At 62.9% G+C, this 24,272-nt stretch carries 22 protein-coding genes; 18 read left to right on the top strand and 4 right to left on the bottom strand.

Translation table 11 applies throughout. The features are described from left to right. Positions 1 to 32 precede the first annotated feature (32 nt). From AT395_RS22655 to AT395_RS22620, 8 genes are all read left to right on the top strand, one after another. Positions 33 to 917, top strand: a complete 885-nt coding sequence (locus AT395_RS22655; RefSeq protein ID WP_042114222.1) for an N-formylglutamate amidohydrolase — start codon at positions 33 to 35, stop codon at positions 915 to 917. Then, complete coding sequence (locus tag AT395_RS22650; RefSeq protein WP_042114225.1) at positions 917 to 1,696, top strand: IclR family transcriptional regulator; 780 nt, start codon at positions 917 to 919, stop codon at positions 1,694 to 1,696. Before AT395_RS22655 ends, AT395_RS22650 begins: the two co-directional genes overlap by 1 nt. A 362-nt stretch (positions 1,697 to 2,058) precedes the next feature. Further along, positions 2,059 to 3,027, top strand: a complete 969-nt coding sequence (locus AT395_RS22645) for an ABC transporter substrate-binding protein (protein WP_048628584.1) — start codon at positions 2,059 to 2,061, stop codon at positions 3,025 to 3,027. Positions 3,028 to 3,041: 14 nt separating this feature from the next. Next, complete coding sequence (locus AT395_RS22640) at positions 3,042 to 3,878, top strand: ABC transporter permease (protein ID WP_048628585.1); 837 nt, start codon at positions 3,042 to 3,044, stop codon at positions 3,876 to 3,878. A 10-nt stretch (positions 3,879 to 3,888) separates the two neighbouring features. Continuing rightward, positions 3,889 to 4,683 (top strand): ABC transporter ATP-binding protein, encoded by a 795-nt coding sequence (locus tag AT395_RS22635; RefSeq protein WP_048628586.1) that lies wholly within the window; start codon positions 3,889 to 3,891, stop codon positions 4,681 to 4,683. 44 nt (positions 4,684 to 4,727) lie between these two features. Continuing rightward, the gene (locus tag AT395_RS22630) at positions 4,728 to 6,014 is read left to right on the top strand and encodes a dicarboxylate/amino acid:cation symporter (RefSeq protein WP_042114230.1); all 1,287 of its coding nucleotides are present in this window, start codon (positions 4,728 to 4,730) and stop codon (positions 6,012 to 6,014) included. A 162-nt stretch (positions 6,015 to 6,176) separates the two neighbouring features. After that, positions 6,177 to 8,147, top strand: coding sequence for a sensor histidine kinase (locus tag AT395_RS22625; protein ID WP_048628587.1), 1,971 nt, complete (start codon positions 6,177 to 6,179; stop codon positions 8,145 to 8,147). Further along, positions 8,147 to 9,499: a sigma-54-dependent transcriptional regulator gene (locus tag AT395_RS22620; RefSeq protein ID WP_042117781.1), complete on the top strand. Its 1,353-nt coding sequence runs from the start codon at positions 8,147 to 8,149 to the stop codon at positions 9,497 to 9,499. Before AT395_RS22625 ends, AT395_RS22620 begins: the two co-directional genes overlap by 1 nt. 264 nt (positions 9,500 to 9,763) lie before the next feature. On the opposite strand, the gene AT395_RS22615 is transcribed toward AT395_RS22620, so the two are convergent. Together AT395_RS22615 and AT395_RS26195 are read right to left on the bottom strand one after the other, a co-directional pair. Then, positions 9,764 to 10,288, bottom strand: a complete 525-nt coding sequence (locus AT395_RS22615) for a TlpA disulfide reductase family protein (RefSeq protein ID WP_042114234.1) — start codon at positions 10,286 to 10,288, stop codon at positions 9,764 to 9,766. 56 nt (positions 10,289 to 10,344) lie between these two features. Further along, positions 10,345 to 10,965, bottom strand: a complete 621-nt coding sequence (locus AT395_RS26195; RefSeq protein WP_224787342.1) for a thioredoxin domain-containing protein — start codon at positions 10,963 to 10,965, stop codon at positions 10,345 to 10,347. 219 nt (positions 10,966 to 11,184) lie between these two features. On the opposite strand from AT395_RS26195, the gene AT395_RS22605 reads away from it, so the two are divergent. Continuing rightward, positions 11,185 to 11,724 carry a hypothetical protein gene (locus AT395_RS22605; RefSeq protein ID WP_042114235.1) on the top strand — a complete coding sequence of 180 codons (540 nt, stop codon included), beginning with the start codon at positions 11,185 to 11,187 and terminating at the stop codon, positions 11,722 to 11,724. Between the two features lie 5 nt (positions 11,725 to 11,729). Here AT395_RS22605 and AT395_RS22600 read toward each other — a convergent pair whose 3' ends face one another. Together AT395_RS22600 and AT395_RS22595 are read right to left on the bottom strand one after the other, a co-directional pair. Next, positions 11,730 to 13,283, bottom strand: coding sequence for a YifB family Mg chelatase-like AAA ATPase (locus AT395_RS22600; protein ID WP_048628588.1), 1,554 nt, complete (start codon positions 13,281 to 13,283; stop codon positions 11,730 to 11,732). Positions 13,284 to 13,576: 293 nt separating this feature from the next. Then, the gene (locus AT395_RS22595) at positions 13,577 to 13,825 is read right to left on the bottom strand and encodes an accessory factor UbiK family protein (RefSeq protein ID WP_042114239.1); all 249 of its coding nucleotides are present in this window, start codon (positions 13,823 to 13,825) and stop codon (positions 13,577 to 13,579) included. A gap of 395 nt (positions 13,826 to 14,220) precedes the next feature. On the opposite strand from AT395_RS22595, the gene AT395_RS22590 reads away from it, so the two are divergent. The 9 genes from AT395_RS22590 to ptsP all read left to right on the top strand — a co-directional run bounded on the left by AT395_RS22590 (position 14,221) and on the right by ptsP (position 24,220). After that, the gene (locus AT395_RS22590) at positions 14,221 to 15,069 is read left to right on the top strand and encodes a TorF family putative porin (RefSeq protein ID WP_042114241.1); all 849 of its coding nucleotides are present in this window, start codon (positions 14,221 to 14,223) and stop codon (positions 15,067 to 15,069) included. A gap of 13 nt (positions 15,070 to 15,082) precedes the next feature. Next, on the top strand, positions 15,083 to 15,421 hold the full coding sequence (locus tag AT395_RS22585; RefSeq protein WP_010804740.1) for a P-II family nitrogen regulator: 339 nt from the start codon (positions 15,083 to 15,085) through the stop codon (positions 15,419 to 15,421). A 25-nt stretch (positions 15,422 to 15,446) separates the two neighbouring features. After that, positions 15,447 to 16,985 (top strand): ammonium transporter, encoded by a 1,539-nt coding sequence (gene amt / locus AT395_RS22580; RefSeq protein ID WP_042114242.1) that lies wholly within the window; start codon positions 15,447 to 15,449, stop codon positions 16,983 to 16,985. A 456-nt stretch (positions 16,986 to 17,441) separates the two neighbouring features. Beyond that, a complete protein-coding gene (gene gshA, locus AT395_RS22575) occupies positions 17,442 to 18,731 on the top strand; it encodes a glutamate--cysteine ligase (RefSeq protein ID WP_042114243.1) in 1,290 nt (429 codons plus the stop codon). Positions 18,732 to 19,169: 438 nt separating this feature from the next. After that, positions 19,170 to 20,390, top strand: a complete 1,221-nt coding sequence (locus tag AT395_RS22570; protein WP_048628589.1) for a helix-turn-helix transcriptional regulator — start codon at positions 19,170 to 19,172, stop codon at positions 20,388 to 20,390. A gap of 131 nt (positions 20,391 to 20,521) precedes the next feature. Next, entirely contained in the window at positions 20,522 to 21,460 is a 939-nt protein-coding gene (gene gshB / locus AT395_RS22565; protein ID WP_048628590.1) for a glutathione synthase, read from the top strand. A gap of 168 nt (positions 21,461 to 21,628) precedes the next feature. Then, a complete protein-coding gene (locus tag AT395_RS22560) occupies positions 21,629 to 22,042 on the top strand; it encodes a PTS sugar transporter subunit IIA (protein ID WP_042114246.1) in 414 nt (137 codons plus the stop codon). A gap of 3 nt (positions 22,043 to 22,045) precedes the next feature. Then, positions 22,046 to 22,315 carry an HPr family phosphocarrier protein gene (locus tag AT395_RS22555; RefSeq protein ID WP_042114247.1) on the top strand — a complete coding sequence of 90 codons (270 nt, stop codon included), beginning with the start codon at positions 22,046 to 22,048 and terminating at the stop codon, positions 22,313 to 22,315. Positions 22,316 to 22,483: 168 nt separating this feature from the next. Further along, positions 22,484 to 24,220, top strand: coding sequence for a phosphoenolpyruvate--protein phosphotransferase (gene ptsP / locus AT395_RS22550; RefSeq protein ID WP_042114249.1), 1,737 nt, complete (start codon positions 22,484 to 22,486; stop codon positions 24,218 to 24,220). Positions 24,221 to 24,272 lie beyond the last annotated feature (52 nt).

The raw sequence follows: 24,272 nt of genomic DNA, 5'->3' as shown, positions 1-24,272 counted from the left end.
GTTCCGAATGCGAGCGAGGAGAGGGAGAGGGCATGTCCCGTCAGGTCACCGAGGGCCGATATTTTGTGGAAGCGCCACAAGGGGGCCTGGGGAGGCGTTTGCCCCTCGTGATCGACGCGCCGCACAGCGGGCATGTGTTGCCGGCGGACTTCGACACCATTGCCCCGACGGCGGCGATTCTCGCGTGTGGCGATGCTTATGTCGACGAGTTGTGGTCGATCGCCACGCATCACGGCGCAACGCTTGTCGCTGCGCTTTTCCCGCGCGCCTATATTGACCCGAACCGTGCGGAGCACGACATCGATCCCGAGTTGCTCGCAAGCCTGTGGCCGCACGACGCGCGTCCGCAACCTACCAGCGAGCGCGGTGTCGGGCTGTTGCACCGGTTCGCCGCGCCGAACGTGCCGCTCTACGACCGGCGCCTCTCGGTGGCGGAGGTCGAGCGACGCATTCACGACTATTACCTGCCGTACCGGCATGCCCTGCGCGACGCGCTCGACACCGCCTGGCGCCGGTACGGAGTGGTCTGGCATCTGGACTGTCATTCGATGCGTTCGCGCGGTGGCGCGCTCGACCCCGACGCGGGTCTTTTGCGCGCTGACGTGCGTATCAGTGACGGCGGCGGTACAACGGCCGACCCGGCGTTCTCGCGCTGGGTCATCGCCGAGTTCACCCGGCTCGGTTATCGCGTGGCTTACAACACGCCCGGCCATCTCGATGGCCGCGAGGATCTGGTGCGCCACTTCGGCCGTCCCGCCGAGCGTCGTCACAGTGTGCAGATCGAACTGAACCAGTCGCTTTACCTGAATGAATCAAGCGGCGAGAAGCATGACGGCTTCGCGACGCTGCAATCGCAACTTGGCAAATTTGCGGCGGCGCTCGCCGCCTATGCCGAACAACATAGCGAGGAAGTTTGATGGACTACACAGTCGCTTCGGTCGACACGGCGCTCTCGCTGCTGTCGTTGGTCGGGGAATGCCCCGGCCTGGGTGTGACGGAACTGGCGCAGCGCGCCGGTCTGAACAAGTCGCGAGCATTTCGTCTGCTGGCGACGCTCGAGCAGCACCGCTGGGTCGTGCGTGAGGGCAGCCCGGTCACCTACGTGCTTGGTGCGCAGGCGCTGGTGCTCGGCGTGGCGGGGCATGAGCAGGTCAATCTCGTGAAGGTGGCGCATCGTCATCTTCAGGCACTCAATCGTGCGCTCAACGAGAACATTCAGCTTCGCGTGCGCGACGGCCTCGAGTCGCTGTGCGTGGCGCGGGTCGAGTCCACCCACGAGTTGCGTGTGCATGGCGTGGTCGGCAACCGTCGCCCGCTGTATGTCGGGGCGTCGGGGCGTGTGCTGCTGGCGTTCGCGTCCGAAGACGTTCGTGCACAGGTGCTGGGCCGCCCGCGCAAACGCTTTACGGCAGGCACGCTTATCGAGCGCGACGAACTGGCGGCCGAGTTGCTCAATGTGCGTCGTCAGGATTGCGCCGTGAGCTTCGGCGAACTCGCCCCGGAAGCCGTGTCGGTCGCGGTGCCGGTGCGCGATGCGTCGGGCGAAGTGATCGCGTCGTTGTCCGCTTCCGGCCCGTCGTCGCGCATGACACGTGAGCTGCTGCCCGATATCTCGTCGCGGTTGTCGGCGTGCGCGGCTGAAATTTCCACGGCGCTGGGCTATCAGATTCCCGTGCCGGAAGCACTGTCGGCCTGACACGTCGCCAGTCGCAGTCTCTTTGGAGGCGTTCGCCGTCGCTTCGGCGAACGCACTCGGGAGAGGCGTCGGCGAATTCAACGGCTCGTTGTCGGCGGCCGGCCTCGGGATTTGCCCCGATGCCTCGCGTGAAATCTCCCCATTTCACCGGATTTTCTGGAAATCCAGAAAACATCTTTGCCCGTTTTCCGGTTTTCCATATAACCGACCATCGGGTTTTCCACAATTTCGCTAAATAAAATCAACAAGTTACGTAGTTGGCATAAGACTTGCTTTCTAACGCGCGTGCTGCCGTGATGTCTGGATTTCCGACGGGAATCCGGAATCGTCGAGTCAGCCGTTCAAATAAGAGAGGAGACCTTATGTTCAAGCAATGTCTTGCCGCCGCAGCGCTGTGCGCGGTTTCGCTACACGCTTTCGCCGACGATCTGGTGCGTTTGGGGAACCTGAAGTTCGCCCATTACGGCGCAGTGTCGTACATGAAGGTGATCGGTCCCAAGTACGGCCTGAAGATCGAAGAGCGCATGTTCGCCAAGGGCGTGGACATCATGCCGGCGATCGTGGCGGGCCAGATCGACGTGTCGGCAAGCGCGCTTGACGCCGCCATCGCGGGCCGTGCGCAAGGGGCGCCGATTTATGCCGTCGCCGGTTTCGCGAAGGGCGGTGTGCGTCTCGTCGCGAAGAAGGGGCTGCCGGTGACCAAGGTGGCCGATCTCAAGGGCAGGAAGGTGGGTGTCGCCCGCGGCGGTGCTCAGGAACTGATTCTGTACGCCGAACTGGCCAAGGCCGGTCTGACCTGGTCGGATCAGCCGGGCAAGGACGTGCAGATTATGTTCATGGCCTTCGCCGACCTGAATCAGGCGCTCGCTGCCGGCAGCATCGATGCGATGTGCCAGTCGGAGCCGCAGGCGTCACAAGCCATCAACAAGGGCTTCGGCGTGGAAGTGCTCAAGCCGTACGACACGCCCATCGGCGAGCCCGTGCGCGCGCTCGTGATCACCGAGAAGCTCTACAAGGAGAAGCCGGACGTGGCGCAACGCCTGATGTATGCGTTCGTCGAAGCGACCGATTACTTCATCAAGAACCCGCAAGCGGCCGAAAAGTACGTGCGCGAGGACATGTTCAAGAACCAGATCACGACCCAGGACTTTACGGACGCCATCGGCAACTCGCCGTATAGCTACGACCTGAGCGTCTCGCATGTGCAGCTCACGACCGATCTCATGAAGAAGTATGGCGTGGGCAAGCTGCAGGATCCGGTGCCGAAGGCGGAAGACTGGGTCAAGCTCGACCTGCTCGCCAAGGCGAAAACCAAGCTGAACATCAAGTAAGGCGAGGCAAACGGATGGCCGCTGTGCTTGCTTCTTCGGGCGCCTCGCGCACCACGCGTTTGTTGCGTGGTGTGTTGATTCCGCTCGCGGTCGTGGTGATCTGGCAGATCGTCACGGGCCTCGAGTGGATCAACCCGATCATTCTCCCGTCGCCGGTCGCTGTCGTGACCAAGTGGTGGCAATACCTTAAACCGACTGTCTCGATGGCCGAAGGCTTCGGCGCGTGGCTGCATTCGAGCGAACTGCTCACCGATGCGGCCAACAGTCTGTATCGCGTTGTCATGGGCTTTCTCGTGGGCACCATGATCGCGCTGCCGCTCGGCCTGCTCATGGGCACGAGCACTCGCGTCTACGGGTTGTTCAATCCGCTGGTGCAGGTCGTGCGTCCGATTCCCCCGATCGCGTATATCCCGCTGGCGATTCTCTGGTTCGGTCTGGGCAATCCGCCGGCGTTTTTCCTCATCGCACTCGGGGCATTTTTCCCTGTGCTGATGAACACGATTGCCGGGGTGCGTCATGTGGACGGCATCTATCTGCGTGCAGCCCGCAACCTTGGTGCGAGCCAGTTCACGATTTTCCGCCGCGTGATCATGCCGGCCGCGACGCCCTACATCCTGTCGGGGATTCGTATCGGTATCGGCACGGCGTTCATCGTGGTGATCGTGGCCGAGATGATTGCCGTGAACAACGGGCTGGGCTACCGCATTCTGGAAGCGCGCGAGTACATGTGGTCGGACAAGATCATCGCCGGCATGCTGACCATCGGTCTGCTCGGCCTGGTGATCGATCTGGGCATGGATCGTCTCAACAACCACCTGCTCAAGTGGCACCGTGGTCTCGAAACCAAGTGAGGCGAATAACATGCTGATCGAAATCGACAACGTCAACAAAAAGTTCGCCGTGCCCGGCGGCACCGTGGATGCGCTCAAGGACATCGACCTGAACATCGGTACCGGCGAGTTTGTCTGCCTGCTGGGCCCGTCGGGTTGCGGCAAGTCGACGCTGCTCAACGCGCTTGCCGGCTTTGTGCAACCGACCTCGGGCGTCATTCGTATCGATGGCCGCCCGGACGCGGCCGCCGAGCCCGGCCCGGATCGCGGCATGGTGTTCCAGGAGTACGCACTGTTTCCGTGGATGACGGTGGCGCAGAACATCGCCTTCGGACTGGAAATCAAGGGCATGAAGCGCGCCGAGATTAACGAGCGCGTGGACCTGCTGCTCGGCAAGCTGAACCTGCGCGAGTTTCGCGACCGGTTCCCGCGCGATTTGTCGGGCGGCATGCGTCAGCGCGTGGCGATTGCCCGCGTGCTTGCGCTCGACAGCCCGATCATGCTCATGGACGAGCCGTTCGGTGCGCTCGACGCCCTTACGCGCCGCACGTTGCAGGACGAGCTGCTGCGGATTTGGGAGGAATTCAAGAAGACGATCATTTTCGTCACACACAGCATCGAGGAGTCGATCTATCTGGCCGACCGGGTCGTCGTGATGACGTACCGGCCGGGCACGGTCAAGCGAGACGTGGTCATCGACCTGCCTCGTCCGCGCGACACGGCAGGCAGCGAATTCAATGAATTGAAGAAGGAGCTGGCCCAGATGGTGATGGAGGAGCAAATGCGCTTCGCGCAAAGCGAGATCCGCGGGGTCACCGCGGATTAATAACAAGGGTGGTGGCTTGCCCCGCCGCCTGAAGAGGAAACAACATGCAAACCCAGACCAAAAAACCCTTTTACCGCATTCTGTACGTGCAGGTGCTGATCGCCATCGTCATCGGCGTGCTGCTCGGGCACTTCAAGCCCGACCTCGCCGTTCAGATGAAGCCGCTCGGCGATGCGTTCATCAAGCTGATCAAGATGATCATCGGCCCGGTGATCTTCTGTACGGTCGTGACCGGTATTGCCGGCATGGAAGATATGAAGAAGGTCGGCCGCGTTGGCGGCAAGGCCCTGATCTACTTTGAAGTGGTCTCGACGCTCGCGCTGCTTATCGGCCTGATCGCGACCCACATTCTGAAGCCGGGCGCCGGGTTCAACGTCGATATCGCCACGCTCGATCCGAAGGCGATCGCAGGCTATGCCGAGAAGGCTGCCCATGGCGACACGTTCGTCGACTTCCTGCTGCACCTGATTCCGAACACGATTACGGATGCGTTCGCCAAGGGTGAGATTCTGCAGATCCTCGTGATCGCTATCCTGTTCGGCGCCGCGCTGGGCATGATCGGTGAGCGCGGTCGCGTGGTGACGGGCTGGATCGACAGCGTCTCGGGCGTGCTCTTCCGCGTGGTGCACATCATCACCAAGGTCGCCCCGCTGGGTGCCTTCGGCGCCATGGCCTTCACGATCGGCAAGTACGGCATCGCCTCGCTGGTGCCGCTCGCCAAGCTCATGGGCACGTTCTACCTGACGTCGTTCCTGTTCGTGATCGTCGTGCTGGGTCTGATCGCCAAGTTCACGGGCTTCTCGATCTTCCGCTTCCTCGCCTACATCAAGGAAGAGCTGCTGATCGTGCTGGGTACGAGCTCGTCGGAGGCTGCATTGCCGCACCTGATGGAGAAGATGGAAAAGGCCGGTTGCTCGAAGTCGGTGGTGGGTCTGGTGATCCCGACCGGTTACTCGTTCAACCTCGACGGCACGAACATCTACATGACGATGGCAGTGCTGTTCATTGCGCAGGCGACCAACATTGATCTGACCTGGGGCCAACAGCTCACGCTGCTCGCCGTGGCAATGCTCACCTCGAAGGGGGCTTCGGGCGTGACCGGCGCAGGCTTCATCACGCTGGCCGCAACGCTCGCCGTGATTCCGACGATTCCGGTCGCCGGGATGGTGCTGATCCTCGGTATCGACCGCTTCATGAGCGAATGCCGTGCGCTGACCAACATCTGCGGCAACGGCGTTGCCACGATCGTCGTGTCGGCCTGGGAAAAGGAACTGGACCGCAAGAAGCTGGCGCAAGCGATGTCCGGCAAGCGAGAGCCGGAACTGGCCTGATGGCTGGCGGCAGGGGCGGCCGGTGCTGCGCGTGAAGTGTCTCGCGTGAGTGTGCCGGCCCTCTGCCAACGCAACGTTCGCCACCGGGCGGCGCGGCACAGGCACAATAGCGCCTGAGCTTCGCCGCCCGGTGGTCCTTTGGTTCACGCACGCTGTGCCCCAATGGCCACCCTGTACGACAACATGATCCGCGCACCGAAAGGTGACACTGCCTCGCCTGCGGACCCCCGGCGCGACGAAGTCCCCATCGATCTCGAGAGGACTGTGCCGATGCGCCGTTGGTCATGGATCGTCGTCATGCTATTGGCGAGTGTCCTGTTTTGTTGGTTGACGTATGCCCTGAGCTGGCAGCGCGGCGTAGCCGATCTGCGCGTGAATGCCGGCGCGCGGGTCGAGCGTTACGCGGGCAGCCTGCGCAGCACCGTCGACCGCTACGAATTTCTGCCGTATCTGCTTTCGCTGCATCCGTACGTGCACGATCTGTTGCTTCATCCGGAAGATCGCGCGGTCGTGCAGCGAGCCAATGACTATCTGTTCGACGTGAATCAGCGCGCCAAGGCGTCGGCAGCCTATGTGATCGACGCCAAAGGGCTGGCGCTGGCAGCCAGCAATTGGCGCGAGAAGGCCACCTTCGTGGGGCAGGAATACCGCTTCCGGCCCTATTTCATCGACGCGCTCAACGGTGCGCTGGGCCGTTTTTACGGCGTGGGGACGACCTCTGGCGAGCCGGGGTATTTCGTGTCTCAGCCGATTGTCGTAGATGGCCAGATTCGTGGCGTGGTCGTGGTCAAACTCAATCTGGAGTGGTTCCAGCGCGCAGGGGCCGACGCCTCTGAGCCGGTCGTCGTCGCCGACGATCACGGCGTGGTGTTCCTGTCGTCCGAGCCGCGCTGGCAGTATCGGGCGCTCGCGCCGTTGCCCCCAGACGTGAAGGCGGCGCTCGACAGCACGCGCCAGTATTACAACCAGAACATCACGCCGCTCACCTGGACCGAGGACGAACGGCTCGACGCCGATGGCGAAGTGGTGACTGTGCGCGACGGCCGCGGTGTGGGCCATTCGCGACGTTTTCTCGCCGTACAACGCAAACTCGGCGAACCGGACTGGACGCTGATGTACTTCGCGCCGCTCGATCAGGTCATCGCGAATGCGCGCATCGCGGCGGTGGCCGCCGCGTGTCTTGCCGCGTTTACCTGCTTGTTGGGGGTGGCGTGGAACCAGCGACGCCAGCGCGTGCGCGACATGCTCAAGAGCCGTGAACTGTTGCAGTCGGCGTATGCCGAACTGGGCGAGCGGGTGGCGGAGCGCACGGCCGATCTGCAATCCGCGAACGAGCGTTTGCAGACGGAGGTGCAGGAGCGCTCACGCACCGAGCACGAACTGCGTGAGGCGCAAAGCGAACTTGTGCAGGCATCGAAACTTGTCGCGCTGGGGCAGATGGCGGCAGGTATTACCCACGAACTCAACCAGCCGCTCTCGGCGCTGCGCAGCTTCTCCGACAATACGCGCGTGCTGCTCGAGCGAGGTGAGCACGCAGCGGCGCAGGAGAATCTGGAGGCCATTGCGTCGCTGACCGATCGCATGGGCAAGATTACGGGGCAACTGCGGCTCTTCGCGGGCCGCGCGCGGCGCGGCGATATGGAAGCGCTTGTGCATCGCGCGCTGGACAATACGCTGATGCTGTTGCGCGGACGTCTCGCGGGCATTCATGTGACGACAACCTTCGCCGATGGCCTGGACGAGGTACAGGTTGCGTGTGAAGGATTGCGTCTCGAACAGGTGTTGATCAATCTGGTGGGGAACGCTATCGACGCCGTGACGAGCGCGGCGGGGGCTGCCAGTTCGCATGCACCGCCGTCGATCTGGATCGATGTGGACGCCGACGACCTGTGGGTGCGCATCTACGTGCGCGATAACGGGCCGGGCATTTCGGAGGCGCATATGCCGCGTTTGTTCGAGCCATTTTTCAGCACCAAGGAGGGCGGTCAGGGCATGGGGCTCGGACTCGCCATCTCATCGTCCATCGCGCAGGAGAACGGCGGCCAGCTGGTCGCGCGCAACGTTCCCGGCGGTGGCGCAGAATTTCTCGTGACGCTGCGCCGTGTGCAGCGCGCTGGCAAGACAATCGCATGATGTACAAGAACCTTCAGATCCTTTTCGTCGAAGACGACGAACTCGTGCGGCGTGCCACGCTGCAAAGCCTGCAACTGGCAGGACTCGACGCCTTCGGGCTCGCGTCGGCGGAAGCGGCGCGCGAGCGCATCACGCCGGATTTTGCCGGCATCGTGGTGTCCGACATTCGCCTGATCGGCATGAGCGGGCTCGAATTGCTCGCGCATCTGCGTCAGCATGCGCCGGAAGTGCCGGTCATCCTCGTGACCGGTCACGGCGATATTTCGATGGCGGTGCAGGCCATTCGCGACGGCGCCTACGACTTTATCGAGAAGCCCTTTGCGCCGGATCGTCTGATCGAGTCGGCCAAGCGCGCGCTAGAGACACGCAAGCTCATGCTGGAGAACCAGGCGTTGCGGCGCGAACTGGCCGAGCAAGGCGGACGCGCCTCGCGCATCATCGGCCGGAGCCCGTCGATGGAGACACTGCGCACGCTCATTGCCAATGTGGCCATGACCGACGCGCCGGTGCTCATCAATGGCGATACCGGTACCGGCAAGGAACTGGTGGCGCGCAGCCTGCACGAGTTATCGCGTCGCCGCGATGCGCCGTTCGTCGCGCTGAACTGCGGGGCGCTGCCCGAGGCGATCTTCGAGAGCGAGATGTTCGGGCATGAGGTCGGGGCATTCACCGGCGCTGCGAAGCGTCGTATCGGCAAGTTGGAACACGCGTCGGGCGGCACGTTGTTTCTCGACGAGATCGAGAGTATGCCGGCGGCGTTGCAGGTCAAGCTGCTGCGCGTGTTGCAGGACGGTGTGCTCGAGCGGCTGGGGTCGAACCAGTCGATCCGCGTTGACTGCCGCGTGGTCGCGGCAGCCAAGGGCGATATGGAAGCGCTCGTGCGCGAGGGAACGTTCCGTCGCGACCTGTACTACCGTCTGAACGTGGTGACGCTGGCGTTGCCGCCATTGCGCGAGCGTCGAGAGGACATTCTGCCGCTGTTCGAACACTTCGTGCTCGACTCTGCCGTGCGTTATGGGCGTCCGGCGCCGGTGGTCTCTGATCGCATGCGTCAGGAGTTGATGCAAGCGGATTGGCCGGGTAACGTGCGGGAGCTTCGCAACGCGGCGGATCGTCTGGTGCTGGGCGTGGCGACGGCGCCCGAGGGCGATTCGCTCGCGCCGCTGCCGCTCAAGGAGCAGGTGGAGCGCTTCGAGCGTGCCGTGCTGCAAGAGGCGCTCGAACACAGCAAGGGTAACGTGGCGGCGACCGCAGAGGCGTTGCATGTGCCCAAGGCGACGCTGTACGAGAAGCTCAAGCGGTACGGCCTGCATACACGCGGTCACGGTGAGGGGAGCGATAGCGGGCGTTGATAGTATGACGGGACTGACGGGACTGACGGGACGTATCGACTTGGTGCGACGTCATGCGAACGGTACGGGCATCGCCGGGTGCTCGGCGACGGTTCTGGTGCCGAGGACGCGAGCGTTGGCGTCGTTGTGCGAAAAGGAAAAGGCGGCGACAGGCTCCCGGCCCCCCAAAAAACAAAAGCGCCCCGAAGGGCGCTTGCGATGCAACGCAGGGAACCGCGAAATGAAGCCCGAGGCCCGAGGAGGTCGGCGGGCGTCAGGCGGGCGTTACGCCTGCTTGGCGAGTGCCTTTTCGATGAGCTTGTCGAGTTCTGCGTACTCCGGCTCGCCAACATACTGCTTGAGCACCTTGCCGTCACGATCCACGACGAAGGTTGTCGGCGTGAGTTGCACGTTGCCATACTGTTTGGCCACGCTGCCATCGGAATCCATGGCCACCTTGAACGGCAACTGACGCGACTGCGCGTAGTTCATCACGTACATCGGCGGATCGTAGCTCATGGCGACCGCCACGAACTCCAGCCCCTGGCCTTTGTACTTCTCATACGTCTGCACCATCGTCGGCATTTCCTTCATGCACGTCGTGCAGCTTGTCGCCCAGAAGTTGACGAGATAAACCTTGCCCTTGAGTTGTTCGGTGCCGACCTTCTGTCCGGAGAGCAGCGTGAACGTCGCCTCGGGGGCGCGTTTCGGTCCGGCGAACGTGAAATACGCGGCAATTGCCACCACGGCGATGATCGCCACGGCGAGAATCTTGCCCAGGGGAGACTTGCGGGAGGTCGTAGCGCTCATGACACAGCCGTGAGAATGGTGGGGTTCATTGGGTGACGTCGATTCTACTCTGAATCTCAGCGCGTCGTGGTACCGCTCCCGGCGTGCAAACGCGCACGTCCACGGGCGATGGCGTCGTCGAGATACGCGCCATAGAAGTCGGGCAATCCTGCGCCGATCAACGGGTCGGCGACAGGGCGTCCGCTCGTATCGAGGAACAAAACCGTCGGCGATACCTTCACGCCATGGGCGCGAGCCCAGTCGACACCGGTGGTTGTCGCGCCGTCGAAGTCGCGCACCGGAGCGCGGCTGTCCATGCCGATTTCGCGCACCTCGTACTTGCCGCTTCGCACGAGCGGCGCAAGTTCACGCTGACGGATCGGGCCGCAATACACGCAGTCGCGTAACGACACCAGCACGATCAGCGGTGCGTCGAGCGAAGCCGCGCGGCGGGCATGGGCGGCGAAGTCCGTCGCCATGGGCACGGCCTCCTGCTCGGCTCGCCGCTTCGCGGCTGTCTTGCTGTCGACCGGCGCCGCGGCAACGGTGCCTTCATGCGGATACGTGATGCCTGTCGCCTGTGCCAATTCGACTGTCGGCGCCGCCGGCCCGGTGCCGGCCGCTGCGGAGGTGGCGGTGCCGACGACAACCCCGATCGCCGCGAAGCACGCCATCGCGATTCGGCTGACGAGTCCCATGATTCCGGCGATTCCAGTCATTCGCGACCGTTTGGCCTGCGAAGGCGTGCCGGCGCGCTTCCCCTGCATTCCTAAGATGCGGGTGAAAAGGTTGCGGGGCGAATGGGCAAGGGCATATTTCATGTTGCCGATGATACCGGGAAGCCTCACGTCGTGTTTTTCGCGGCGCAACACATGGCGGATAATGGGCGTTTCCTTTCCTGCGACCCTCTCTCGCCTATGAATCGCGTTGTCCATGTCTGCGTCATGCTTGCCGTGACGATGGTGCTCGCCGCTTGTTCACCTCGCTACGACTGGCGCGAGGTGCACGACAAGGACGGCGCCTATGCAGCGACTTATCCCGCCAAGCCGACGCAGGATGCGCGCGACGTGAAATTCGCCTCCGGAACGTTGCCGATGCGCATGCAAGCGGCGCGCGTCGACGCGGCGCTCTTTGCGGTTGGCGTCGTCACCCTTCCCAGCGACGACGCCACACTGCGTCAGACAGTGTTGACCGAGTTGCAGCATGGCCTGCTCGCCAACGTGAACGAGGGCGCAGCGACGCCCGTGCAGGTGATGGTTCGTCAGGCCGGCGATGCGCCTGCCCTTCCCGGGCTGGCCGTCTCTGCAAAAGGTATGGCCAGTGACAAGACCGAGCGTTACGTCGCCGCCCGCTTCGTCGGACGCGGTACCCATGTCTATCAGGTGGTCGTGCTGGCGACCAAAGCCCCCGCGAAGGAACAAGTCGATCAGTTTCTGGACTCGTTCACGCTGGAGTGATGCCGTCACGACGGCGGTGCTTCTCGATATTGCACGGCCTCGCCGACGTGGTGAGCGTCAATCGATTCACAACCCGCAATATCGGCGACCGTGCGCGCCACGCGCAAGACACGGTGATAGGTGCGTGCGGACCAATGGTGCTGCGTCACGGCCCGATGCAGCACCTCACGAGCGTCCGGCCGTAACGCGCATTGTGTTTCCAGTGCGCTGCCTGACAGGCCGCAGTTCAATTGCCCCTGCCGCGAAAGCTGACGCTCCCTCGCTTGCCTGACACGCAGCGCTACGACTTCGCTGCGCTCGCCACCGGCCGGTGCAGCGAACGTCTCGGCGCTCAGTGCCGGCACCTCTACATGCAAGTCGATACGGTCGAGCAACGGTCCTGAGAGGCGGCCGCGATAGCGCGCCACCGCATCACTCGTACAACGGCAACTTCGCGAGGGATGTCCGAGATCGCCGCACGGGCACGGGTTCATGGCGGCCACGAGTTGAAAGGCGGCGGGAAACGTTGCATGACCCCCTGCACGCGAGATCGTCACATGACCCAGTTCCAATGGTTCGCGCAGGACTTCAAGCACACGCCGCTGGAATTCGGGCAGTTCATCGAGAAATAGCACGCCACGATGCGCAAGGCTGATTTCGCCGGGGCGTGGCGCACTCCCGCCGCCTACCAATGCCGCTGACGATGCCGTGTGATGCGGCGCGCGAAACGGTCGCCGGCCCCAATGCCGCATATCGAAGCCCTGCGCACTCAGACTGGCCAGCGTGGCAGCCTCGACGGCCTGTGCCTTGCTCAACGCGGGGAGCAGCCCGACAAGCCGCGTTGCCAGCATCGATTTGCCTGTACCCGGCGGCCCGTAGAAAAGGAGGTGGTGCCCACCCGCCGCCGCAACTTCCAGTGCGCGTTTGGCGTGCGCCTGTCCTTTGACATCGCTCATGTCCCCCATAACGGGAAAGTCGGTGCCGCGTGTGCCCGTAGGGCCGTAGCTTGCCGACGCCGCACACGCATTGGCCACGACGGCACGTGGTAGCGGTGTTGCGACGTCGGGCGCTGCAAGATGCGCGCAGACGTCGAGCAACGTGCGCGCGCCGTAGACCGTGGCGTCTTCGACGAGCGCCGCTTCCTGCGCACTGCCGGCGGGCAGCACCAGCGCACGCGCCGAGGGTTCGGCCGCCATGGCGCTCGCCATGGCAAGGCCACCGCGCACGGCGCGCAGTTCCCCTGTGAGCGATAACTCGCCCGCAAATTCATGCGTGCGCAGTCCGGCCTCGGGCAACTGACCGCTGGCCGCGAGAATGCCCAGTGCAATCGGCAGATCGAAGCAACCGGACGCCTTCGGTAAATCGGCCGGGGCCAGATTGACGGTGATGCGCCGCGCGGGGAATTCGAACCGGCTGTTCTGTAATGCCGAACGCACGCGCTCACGGCTTTCCTTGACCTCGGTATCGGGCAGACCGACCAGCGACAGGCCCGGCAGCCCGTTGGCCAGATGCACCTCCACGGTAACCGCGCGCGCCGCCATTCCCGTGATCGCCCGGCTGCTGACAACTGCCAATGACATGATTTCTCCTGGTTCCCAGAAACATCGCGACGTGAATCGCAGGCATCGATAGTCGTCGCCGGACATCGCATGGCGCAATGGCTTATCGGATGAAATAAGGGAAGCGGGCGTGTTTTCGGAGCGGTGGCACGGACGTGCCGGAAAGGCCTGCCGGAACTTAGGATGATTCCGACTGTGACTCAGAACTTCAGGAGGGGTTTTGTGCGGCGGAGAGAGGAATTACCCGCCGAGGCTTGCGAGAGCGCGCAGGTCCCGGGAAATGCAAAGGGCGCCGTGGCGCCCCTGTAATGTGATCAGTCTTGCGCTTCGCTGCGCAGGCTTTCAAGTTCAGCCACGCGCTTTTCCAGCGCTTCGAGCTTCTCGCGCGTGCGTGCAAGCACTTGCGCCTGCACGTCGAACTCCTCGCGAGTCACCAGATCGAGCCGCGTGAAGCCTTGGTTGAGCAGGCTTTTGACATTGCGCTCGATATCCTTGGCGGGCGATTGCTTGAGCATCTCGCTCACCTTGGCTTGCATGTCTTGCAGGATCTCGTTCGGTTTCATAAGCCTTCCTCTCTTCGTTTCTTCGCACCAATCTGGTGCTTGCACCGTCAACGTGCTTAGGCATGCCGGTCTGACCGGTGCAAGGTGGTGCATCAGGTGGCGCACATCAATGTTGGCGCAACTCTATCACCGTTTCCCGCACCCAGCCAGCGCAGGAACCTGCCTGACCGTTGCCCGGTAAGGATTTGACACGAATCGCCGGGCGTCGTTGCCAGCGCAGGCGTTGTCCGGTGGCCTCACCTTTCCCGCAATTTTGCCAATTTTTTATCCCGAAATCCGTATCTTGCGCCTCGCAGCGCACGCAGATTCCGAGGCTGGCACGGGAGTTGCTCTACCCAGTCCGCAACCTGCCGCACGCTGTACCAAGACGTCGAAAATCAACTTAGGGGAAAGTGATGAAAAAAGTGTCAACTGCGATGGCTGGCGTTGTATTGACTGGTGCGATGGCAATTTCCGCCGGCGCTTTTGCGCAGGCAAGCGCCGATGGCGCCGCCGCACCTGCCGCAGCGCCTGCAGCGGCACCGGCCGATGCAGCCGCAGCTGCGGCCGAACCGCTGACGATCACCGCAAACATCGGCCTGTTCTCGGACTATCGCTTCCGCGGTATTTCGCAAACGGGCAAGCGTCCGGCGGTTCAGGGCGGTTTTGATATCGCGCATGAATCCGGTCTGTATGCCGGCGTGTGGGCCTCGAACATCAGTTGGATCTCGGACGGGAATTCGGCAGTCAGCGCACCCATCGAGATGGATTTTTACGGGGGCTGGAAGAAGGAAATCATCCCCGACTGGACCATTGATTTCGGTGGTCTGCAGTACTACTACCCGGGCACCTACCCGTCCGGGACGTTCTACCCGCGGCCGCATACGTTCGAGCTGTATGCCGCGGTGGGCTGGAAAACCGTGACGCTGAAGTACTCGCACTCGTTGACCCGTCTGTTCGGTCTGGTAAGCCCGGACGGCCAGGATACGTCGAACAGCGGCTACCTCGACCTGACGGGAACCTACGATCTGGGCTTCTGGGGCTTGTCTGCCGTGGGCCACGTGGGTCACCAGTGGGTACATAACTTCAGCGCGGCAAGCTATACCGACTGGAAGATCGGCCTGTCGAAAGACCTGGGCAAGAACTTCTCCGTGTCGGTGTCCTACGTCGATACGAATGCCAAAGAGCAGTACTACACCGCCGCGAATTCCGGCAAAGTGCTCTCCAAGGCAACGGTCGTCGTAGGGTTGTCGAAGACATTCTAAGGAGCGACTCATCATGAAGCTGATTACCGCAATTGTGAAACCCTTCAAGCTCGACGAGGTGCGTGAAGCCCTCTCGAACATTGGCGTGGCGGGCATTACGGTGACCGAAGTCAAGGGCTTCGGCCGCCAGAAGGGCCATACCGAGCTGTATCGGGGTGCAGAATATGTCGTCGACTTTCTACCGAAGGTGAAGATCGAGGCGGTAATCGGCGACGCCTTGCTCGATCAGGCGATCGACGCCATCGAACAGGCAGCCCGCACCGGCAAGATCGGCGACGGCAAGATTTTCGTGTCAAACGTCGAGCACGTGGTCCGCATCCGTACGGGAGAGACCGGCGAAGACGCGCTGTAAAGGTCCTACATAAGAGACAACAATCATGAAAAAACTGCTTGCCAAACTCTTGCTCGCCGCCGCGTTTCTGGGTGTTGCCGGCACCGTGAGCCTCGGCTCCACCGCCGCGCTTGCTCAGGACGCCTCGGCGCCCGCCGCTGCCTCCGAGGCTGCGTCACCCGCTGCTGCGGCGGCTTCCGCGGCAACGCCAGCCGCAGCACCCGCAGCCGCTGCGGCTGCACCGGCACCTGCCGCCGCGGCAGCGGCACCCGTACCGCCGAACAAGGGCGACACGGCGTGGCTGCTGACTTGTACTGCATTTGTGATTCTCATGACGTTGCCCGGCCTGGGCCTGTTCTACGGCGGCCTCGTGCGCTCGAAGAACATGCTCTCGGTGCTGATGCAGTGTTTCATCATCTTTTCGCTGGTGGTCGTGCTCTGGTCGATTTACGGCTACAGCATTGCGTTCACCGAGGGGGGAGCGTTCTTCGGCGGCTTCGATCGCGTGTTCCTGAAGGGCATGACGCCGGACTCGGTCGCGGCGACCTTCAGTAAGGGCGTGAACGTACCGGAATACGCGTACATGGCGTTCCAGGCAGCGTTTGCCGCCATTACCTGCGCGCTGATCGTCGGTGCCTTCGCCGAACGCGCCAAGTTCTCGGCTGTGCTGCTCTTTACCGTCATCTGGTTCACGTTCTCGTACCTGCCGATGGCCCATATGGTGTGGTTCTGGCCGGGTCCGGATGCGTACACCGACGCGGCCGCTGCCGATGCTGCCAATGCGCATGCCGGCTGGCTCTTCCAGAAGGGGGCACTCGACTACGCTGGCGGTACGGTGGTGCACATCAACGCCGCTATCGCGGGTCTGGTCGGCTCGTACATGGTGGGCAAGCGTGTGGGCTTCGGTAAAGAAGCGTTCAAGCCGCACTCGCTCACCATGACGATGATCGGTGCCTCGCTGCTCTGGTTCGGCTGGTTCGGCTTCAACGCCGGCTCGGGTCTGGAAGCCAACGGCGGTGCCGCACTCGCATTCGTCAACACGCTGCTCGCGACCGCCGCTGCCACGCTGTCGTGGACGGCCGGTGAGTGGATCGGCAAGGGCAAGCCGTCGATGCTCGGTGGCGCCTCGGGTGCCGTAGCCGGTCTGGTGGCCGTGACTCCGGCGGCCGGCTTCGTTGGCCCGATGGGCTCGATCGTGCTCGGCCTGCTGGCCGGTCTGATCTGCCTCTGGGGTGTGAACGGTCTGAAGCGAATGCTCAAGGCAGACGATGCGCTCGACGTGTTCGGCGTGCACGGTGTGGGCGGTATGCTCGGCGCGATTCTGACGGGCGTATTTGCGGCCCCCTCGCTGGGCGGCACGGGTATCTACGACTACGTGGCGAACAAGGTCGCACCGGATTACTCGATTGCCGGTCAGGTCTGGATTCAGTTCCAGGGCGTGCTGACTACGCTCGTCTGGTCGGGAGTGGTGGCGTTCATTGCCTTCAAGATTGCCGACATCGTGCTGGGTCTGCGCGTGCCGGAAGACGAAGAGCGTGAAGGTCTCGACATCACCTCGCACGGCGAATCGGCGTATCACAACTGATTTCGGCCAATACCTCGCAATCTGTCTCATCGCGGCGTTTAGGCCCGGCTTCGGCCGGGCCTGATGTCAACCAAGATCGACGAATCGGCAAGGATTCGTAATTTGGCTCTGGACACTGGTGTTCAGGCTACGGGCTCCCTGGCCCCGTCTGGGGCGAGCGAGAGGAGTTGCTGACGGCCGGTCGGACAGCCGGCCCCGGCTTTGCGCGGGCACCCGAGAGGTGCCCGTTTTTTTGCTTGCGATTGCCCGCTTCGTCCCCACCTTCTCTCACCACAGCATCGCACTGCACCTTCCCCGATCCTGCCCGCGCGTGTTCTCCCCTGACGTTGTCTGACCGGCGACAGCAGTGGGCCGTGCATACGGCACGGCGTGGTGCCCCTTCCCGGGGCATGGCGAACGGCGGGGGTGCCAGGCGTATGCTCTACAATCGATATTCCATCTGGATATGAGAGAAGCATGGTTCCGCATCTCGTCACGGCCCTGAAAGGCCCGCTGCTCGACCTGGAAAAGAAGATTCTCGATGCGACGCCTGCCATCGAGCGATGGTTCCGGCTTGAGTGGCAGGAACATACGCCGCCGTTCTATTGTTCGGTCGACCTGCGAAATGCCGGCTTCAAGCTCGCGCCCGTCGACACCAATCTTTTCCCCGGTGGCTTCAATAATCTGGCGCCCGAAGTCCTGCCGCTTGCTGTGCAGGCCGCCATGGCCGCCATCGAGAAGATTTGTCCGGACGCCAAGAACCTGCTGCTGATTCCCGAGCGTCACACGCGCAACACGTTCTATTTGCAGAACCTTGCCCGGTTGTCCACGATCATGCGTCACGCAGGGTTGCATGTGCGTCTGGGCAGTCTGTCGGACGACATCACCGAGCCCACCACCATCGAACTGCCCGACGGCCAGCACGTCGTGATCGAGCCGCTCGAGCGTACGCCGCGGCGGCTGGGGCTGAAGAATTTCGACCCGTGCTCGATTCTGCTCAACAACGATCTGTCGGCCGGCATCCCGCCGATTCTCGAAGGGTTGCACGAGCAATACCTCCTGCCGCCGCTGCATGCGGGATGGGCAGTACGTCGCAAGAGCCAGCACTTCGCAGCGTATGACGACATCGTCAAGAAATTCGCCAAGATGATCGACGTCGATCAATGGATGCTCAATCCGTACTTCGCGAAGTGCGAGGGCATCGATTTCGACGAACGCGTTGGCGAAGAGAAACTTGCCGATACGGTCGATGCGGTTCTCAAGAAGATCAACAAGAAGTACCGCGAATACGGTATTACCGAGAAGCCGTTCGTCGTAATCAAGGCCGATGCCGGCACCTACGGCATGGGCGTGATGATGGTGCATGACGCCGCCGAGATCAAAAACCTGAACCGTCGCGAACGCACCAAGATGAGCGTGGTGAAGGAGGGCCTCGAAGTGCACGATGTGATCGTGCAGGAAGGTGTCTATACGTTCGAGCGCATCAACGAAGCCGTGGCCGAGCCGGTCGTCTACATGATCGATCGCTATGTGGTCGGTGGCTTCTACCGGGTGCACACCGGCCGCGGGACCGACGAGAATCTCAACGCGCCCGGCATGCACTTCGTGCCGCTCGCCTTCGAGCACACTGCGCTGCCGGACGTGCACGCGAAACCGGGGGCGGCGCCGCCCAACCGGTTCTATATGTACGGCGTGGTGGCGCGTCTTGCGCTGCTGGCGGCCTCGCTCGAACTCGAACGGACCGATCCGGACCCGGAGACGTACTGATAACGCGGGACCGACGCTGCGACGAGTGACATCCGCTCGCGGCCTTTCGGTCTCGCCGTTCATTTGAGAAGTTTCTGAATTTGGTATGAGGCCGCGCTTGTGCGGCGGCCTCAGTCGCCGCTCGTTCCGAGAGACGAAAAGAAAAAGACGCCCGGCTGGCCCCCCGACTAGCCGGGCGTCACATTTACCGGCCGCCTCATGCAACGGCCGGAAATCGGGGCTGCCCTGAGCGGGCCCCCCCGCAAACTGATTCCTGTGCGTTCCTTGCGACTTTCGGATCGGTGTACTGTGCCGATCCTTCGCCCGGTTTGCATCAGCAATGGCGTGATGATGCGACCGATTGACGCGTGCAACATCCCCCGAATGGGGGATGTCCGTATGTGATCGAGTGGAATAGGAAATTTCCTCGGAATTGTCTGCGCTGGGAGGGATACCGGAATGCAGGGGGATGTGCGCACATGTCTTCGTCAAATCCATCAATTGCCGGTGCCGATGCTCGGCTACCTGCCGCTGTGGCTGGAGACGCTGCGAGTCTGGCTGTCGGCAGACGGCGTGGCGGCGCTATGGTGCCACGCGCCCGACGATCCGGAGGCCGCCACTGACGGCACCTGCTGGTACGCACCGCAAGCCCCTATGTCGGCCTGCGAACGGCTCGCGGCCAGTGGTTGGACCATGCCGCCGGTGACGGAGCTGCAATGCGCCCTCTCGCACGGTGAGCTGTTGCGCGGCCACGCGCGGCGCTCGAGAGGTTGTCCGGGGGCGCTGCCCACAATGTTTCGCCGCCCACTTGAACTGGATCGGTGCCTTCCCGACGGCGACCTGCTCGACGTCTGCCTGCTGCCTGTCACGAGCACGAGGGGGGCGGCGGGTGAGGGGGGCGAGCGAGCCGACTTCTCGGCGGCGGCACCTGTCGACGTGTTGCGCCTGCTGGTATCGCGCCGCCGGTCGCGTCCGCGCTTCAGTGCGCGTGAAGTCACCGCGTTCGAGACGGCTGCCGCAGAATTCACCACGGCCCCCGGCCGTCCCGCCTTTCCCGCACTGACAGCCATGACGCCACCTGTACCCAATCTGTGGCCGTCGGCGTCGGGCGCCATCGGCGACGACGTGGCAGGCACGCTCATCTGGCACCAGCGCCAGCCGGAGTGGGCAGATCCCGCCGCGCTGGCGCTCATGCACCGCGTCTGGCGGCCCACGGCAGGGCGCGCGTGGCCCGACGCATGCGTCGTCGTGCAGGCGTGTCAGGCGCTCGCCGATGCGTTGACGCGTCACGGGTCGAACGCCATTTCATCGGGGGTACAGGTCCAAAGGGCAGTGGAGGTGCCCGGTGGTACGCTGCATCTGCACGCAACGCATTTGTGCGGGATGGGCGGCCGGGCGACCGAGCGCGTGCGCATTGCCCTGCACTTGTCCGTGCCTCCCACCGTTCGGTTGTTGCAACGGCTTTGGGAGACTGCGCTTACCCCCGTTCAGCGCGAGATTGCGATGCGCTTGCTGGCCGGTCAGTCGCGTTCGCAGACACGGGAGGCGTGCGCCATTGGCGTGCAGACGCTCAAGACACATCTGTCGCTCATGCGCGCCCGTCTCGACCCCGTGCGCGATGCCTCATTGCTTCTCGGACTTGGGGGCCCGGGGGCGACGGGAAACACCAACGGGGCGTGAGGTTTTGGCCGACTGCCCGGGCCTGACGGCGTGCCGGTGCGAAGCGGCAAAACGCCGCCTCGGCTAGAATAGACTTCTGTTGCCGCAGCCTGCGGTGTGTGCATCCGAACCCCCAAGACCTCCCCCGATCGATGCAGATTCTCTTTATCGCCGACCCGCTCGACCAGTTCAAGACCTACAAGGACACTACGTTCTCGATGATGCGCGAGGCAGCGCGTCGCGGGCACCGCATCTTCGCGTGCGAGCCGCACGAGATGGCGTGGTATGGCGCAAAGGTCGATGCGCGCGTGAAGGAAATTCGCCTGACGGGCGATGCGCAGGCGTGGTACGAGGTTGCCGAGATCCGCGTGGCGGCGCTCACGGAGTTCGATGCCGTGCTCATGCGCAAAGACCCGCCGTTCGACATGGAGTACATCAACGCCACGTGGCTGCTCGAAATAGCCGAGCGTGCCGGGGCCCGAGTCTTCAATAAGCCGAGCGCGATTCGGGACCACTCCGAAAAGCTCGCCATCGCCGAGTTTTCCCAGTTTGTGGTCCCGACGCTGGTGACGCGCGACGCGGCGCGACTGCGCGCCTTTCACGCGGAACATGGCGACGTGATTTACAAGCCGCTCGACGGCATGGGGGGCACGGGTGTGTTCCGCATTGGTCCGGACGGCCGCAACCTCGGCTCGGTGGTTGAGATGCTTGGCGAAAACGGCGCAGCGTCGGTGATGGCCCAGCGCTTTATTCCCGAAATCAAGGCGGGCGACAAGCGAGTGCTCGTCATTGGCGGCAAGGTCGTACCGCATTCGCTGGCGCGTATCCCGCAAGGTAACGAAGTACGCGGCAATCTCGCGGCCGGCGGCGTGGGAGAAGCACGCGATCTTTCGGCGCGAGATCGTCAGATTGCCGAAGCGCTGGCGCCGATCCTCTGGCAACGTGGTCTGCTGCTCGTGGGGCTCGACATCATTGGCGATTACCTCACGGAAGTAAACGTCACGAGTCCGACTTGCTTCCAGGAAATCACGGACCAAACCGGTTTCGACGTGCCGAAGATGTTCATCGACGCGCTGGAGCTGGCCGTCTGAGGGGAAACGGGTCTGTCGCTCCCGCGAATCGCTTGGGGCAGACCCTAACATGATGAAAATTCGGGGTTTTTGCGCGCCTGCTAAAATGAGAATCCCAAAATCGACAGGTTCGCGTTCGTCGTTGTGTTTGTATCCCGGACACCCGCGGCGCTTGGCGTGCCTAGCATCATGGCTGGAATTCTGATTATTGCCCACGCACCGCTCGCCTCCGCCCTTCGCGAGTGTGTGTCGCACATCTACGGCGGCTGTCCGTCGCGCATCGGCGCGATCGACGTCGTCCCCGACCAGGACACGGCGGCGCTTGTTGAGCTCGCCCGTGAACGCCTAGTGCAGTTGCACGAAGAAAACGGCGTGCTGGTCCTCACCGATTTGTTCGGTGCCACGCCGTCGAATGTCGCGGCGCAACTCGTCGGACCGAAAGTGCGCGTACTCGCCGGGGTGAACCTGTCGATGCTTATCAAGGCGGTGTGCTATCGCTCGGTGCCGCTCGATACCCTGGCGGAGAAGGTGCTTTCGGGCGGATCTAAAGGTATTCTCGAAGTCGGCGCGGGTGCGCCGGTCACACACACTACGTCACACTGAAACATGCTTCGACAAGAAACGACGATCGTAAATAAATTGGGCTTGCATGCCCGGGCATCTGCAAAGCTGACGCAACTGGCGGCGAAATTTCAGAGTGAGGTCTGGCTGACCCGGAATGGTCGGCGCATCAACGCGAAAAGCATCATGGGCGTTATGATGCTGGCCGCCGGGATCGGCTCCAAGGTCGAAGTGGAGACCGAGGGCACCGACGAGCAACAAGCCATGGATGAGATCCTGGCCCTCATCGCGAATAAGTTCGGCGAAGGGGAATAAGGCGTCGTTGCGGTGAGTGACGGCGTGTCGTGACGAATGGCAGATGCGCCGCCGAGCGCGGACCGTACTTGCGGTCGAATCGCTGCCCGCCGGCCAACGCCTCCCCAAGCGCAGCGAAAAAACATAGATTACGGTCGAATCATCCGCCTCTGAACTGGGGAGACTTCCTTGTCTTTCACCCTGCACGGCATTCCCGTTTCCCGCGGCATCGCGATCGGACGCGCTTATTTGCTCGCGCCCGCCACGCTCGATGTCCCGCACTATTTGCTCGATCCTTCCCAGATCGACGACGAGATCGCGCGCTTTCATGGCGCTCAGTCGACCGTCCAGCACGAGCTCGATACCCTCAAGTCTGAACTGCCGGACGACGCGCCGGGCGAGATGGGCGCGTTCCTCGACGTTCACTCGCTGATTCTCAACGATACGTTGCTGGCGGACGCCGTCATCAAGCTGATTCGTGAACGCCGCTATAACGCGGAATGGGCGTTGACCACGCAGCTTGAGGTACTTGTCGCCCGATTCGAAGATATCGACGATGAATACTTGCGCGAGCGCCGCGCGGACATCGAACAGGTGGCCGAGCGCGTGCTCAAGGCGCTTGCCGGCGCACCCGGCATTCGTCATGTGGTGGCCGAGACACCGCGCGACGACATGATCGTCGTGGCCCGCGACATTGCGCCGGCCGACATGCTGCAATTCAAGTCGCAGACGTTCAAGGGCTTTGTCACGGACCTGGGCGGCAAGACGTCGCATACGGCCATTGTGGCCCGCAGTCTGGGAATTCCGGCGGCGGTGGGCGTTGCGCAAGCCAGCCTGCTCATCAAGCAGGACGACATCATCATCATCGACGGCGACAGCGGCATCGTCATCGTGGACCCGGCGCCGATCGTGCTCGAGGAGTACAGCTATCGCCAGAGCGAGCGTGCACTGGAAGAGCGACGTTTGCAGCGGTTGAAGCACTCGCCCGCGCAGACCATCGACGGCACGCCCATCCATTTGTACGCCAACATCGAGTTACCGGAAGACGCCAAGACCGCCGTGGCCGCCGGCGCTGTCGGCGTGGGGCTGTTCCGTACGGAATTCCTTTTCATGAACGAGAAGGAGGCGCCGGAGGAAGAGGCGCAGTTCGAGGCCTACAAGCGCGCCGTTGAGGCGATGAAGGGGCTGCCGCTCACGATCCGGACCATCGATGTCGGCGCCGACAAACCGCTCGACAGCCACGAGAGCTATGAGACGGCGCCGAACCCGGCGCTGGGGCTGCGCGCCATTCGCTGGAGCCTGTCGGAGCCGCGCATGTTCCTCACGCAGTTGCGGGCGATTCTGCGCGCGTCGGCGTTTGGCAAGGTGCAGATTCTGTTTCCCATGCTCGCGCATGCGCAGGAAATCGATCAAACGCTCGAACTCGTGCGCGAAGCGAAAGCGCAGCTCGACGCGGCTGGCTTGCTCTACGATCCGGGCGTGAAACTCGGGGCGATGATCGAAGTGCCGGCCGCTGCGCTCACGGTTTCGATGTTTCTGAAACGGCTCGACTTCCTGTCCATCGGCACGAACGATCTGATTCAGTACACGCTGGCGATCGATCGTGCGGATAACGCCGTCGCCCATTTGTACGATCCGCTGCACCCCGCCGTGCTGCGCCTGATCGCCATGACCATCCGCGAGGCACATGCGTTTGGTGTGCCGGTCGCGGTGTGCGGCGAGATGGCCGGCGACCCGACGGCCACGCGTTTGCTGCTGGGCATGGGGCTACGGGAGTTTTCCATGCATCCGAGCCAACTGTTGCAAGTCAAACAGGAGATTTTGCGGGCCCACCTGCCGGATCTCGAACGCCCGGTGCAGGAGCTGCTTGCCGCGACCGAACCGGAAGAGATGCAGGCGGCGTTGGCGCGTCTGGCCGTCGCATGACGGATTGACGGCGATAGCACGTCGCTGAAATGAAGAAAGGCGCTCCGATATC

Origin of the sequence: Pandoraea apista, from assembly GCF_001465595.2 — a bacterium.
In the GTDB taxonomy this organism is placed as follows: Bacteria; Pseudomonadota; Gammaproteobacteria; order Burkholderiales; family Burkholderiaceae; genus Pandoraea; species Pandoraea apista.
Note: the sequence above shows the minus strand (reverse complement) of the source record. Positions and strands in the feature narration are given on the sequence as shown.

Coding starts and splice junctions, on each gene's coding strand:
- AT395_RS22655 (WP_042114222.1), top strand. CDS start 33: ATGTCCCGTCAGGTCACCGAGGGCCGATATTTTGTGGAAGCGCCACAA.
- AT395_RS22650 (WP_042114225.1), top strand. CDS start 917: ATGGACTACACAGTCGCTTCGGTCGACACGGCGCTCTCGCTGCTGTCG.
- AT395_RS22645 (WP_048628584.1), top strand. CDS start 2,059: ATGTTCAAGCAATGTCTTGCCGCCGCAGCGCTGTGCGCGGTTTCGCTA.
- AT395_RS22640 (WP_048628585.1), top strand. CDS start 3,042: ATGGCCGCTGTGCTTGCTTCTTCGGGCGCCTCGCGCACCACGCGTTTG.
- AT395_RS22635 (WP_048628586.1), top strand. CDS start 3,889: ATGCTGATCGAAATCGACAACGTCAACAAAAAGTTCGCCGTGCCCGGC.
- AT395_RS22630 (WP_042114230.1), top strand. CDS start 4,728: ATGCAAACCCAGACCAAAAAACCCTTTTACCGCATTCTGTACGTGCAG.
- AT395_RS22625 (WP_048628587.1), top strand. CDS start 6,177: ATGGCCACCCTGTACGACAACATGATCCGCGCACCGAAAGGTGACACT.
- AT395_RS22620 (WP_042117781.1), top strand. CDS start 8,147: ATGTACAAGAACCTTCAGATCCTTTTCGTCGAAGACGACGAACTCGTG.
- AT395_RS22615 (WP_042114234.1), bottom strand. CDS start 10,288: ATGAGCGCTACGACCTCCCGCAAGTCTCCCCTGGGCAAGATTCTCGCC.
- AT395_RS26195 (WP_224787342.1), bottom strand. CDS start 10,965: ATGGGACTCGTCAGCCGAATCGCGATGGCGTGCTTCGCGGCGATCGGG.
- AT395_RS22605 (WP_042114235.1), top strand. CDS start 11,185: ATGAATCGCGTTGTCCATGTCTGCGTCATGCTTGCCGTGACGATGGTG.
- AT395_RS22600 (WP_048628588.1), bottom strand. CDS start 13,283: ATGTCATTGGCAGTTGTCAGCAGCCGGGCGATCACGGGAATGGCGGCG.
- AT395_RS22595 (WP_042114239.1), bottom strand. CDS start 13,825: ATGAAACCGAACGAGATCCTGCAAGACATGCAAGCCAAGGTGAGCGAG.
- AT395_RS22590 (WP_042114241.1), top strand. CDS start 14,221: ATGAAAAAAGTGTCAACTGCGATGGCTGGCGTTGTATTGACTGGTGCG.
- AT395_RS22585 (WP_010804740.1), top strand. CDS start 15,083: ATGAAGCTGATTACCGCAATTGTGAAACCCTTCAAGCTCGACGAGGTG.
- amt (WP_042114242.1), top strand. CDS start 15,447: ATGAAAAAACTGCTTGCCAAACTCTTGCTCGCCGCCGCGTTTCTGGGT.
- gshA (WP_042114243.1), top strand. CDS start 17,442: ATGGTTCCGCATCTCGTCACGGCCCTGAAAGGCCCGCTGCTCGACCTG.
- AT395_RS22570 (WP_048628589.1), top strand. CDS start 19,170: ATGCAGGGGGATGTGCGCACATGTCTTCGTCAAATCCATCAATTGCCG.
- gshB (WP_048628590.1), top strand. CDS start 20,522: ATGCAGATTCTCTTTATCGCCGACCCGCTCGACCAGTTCAAGACCTAC.
- AT395_RS22560 (WP_042114246.1), top strand. CDS start 21,629: ATGGCTGGAATTCTGATTATTGCCCACGCACCGCTCGCCTCCGCCCTT.
- AT395_RS22555 (WP_042114247.1), top strand. CDS start 22,046: ATGCTTCGACAAGAAACGACGATCGTAAATAAATTGGGCTTGCATGCC.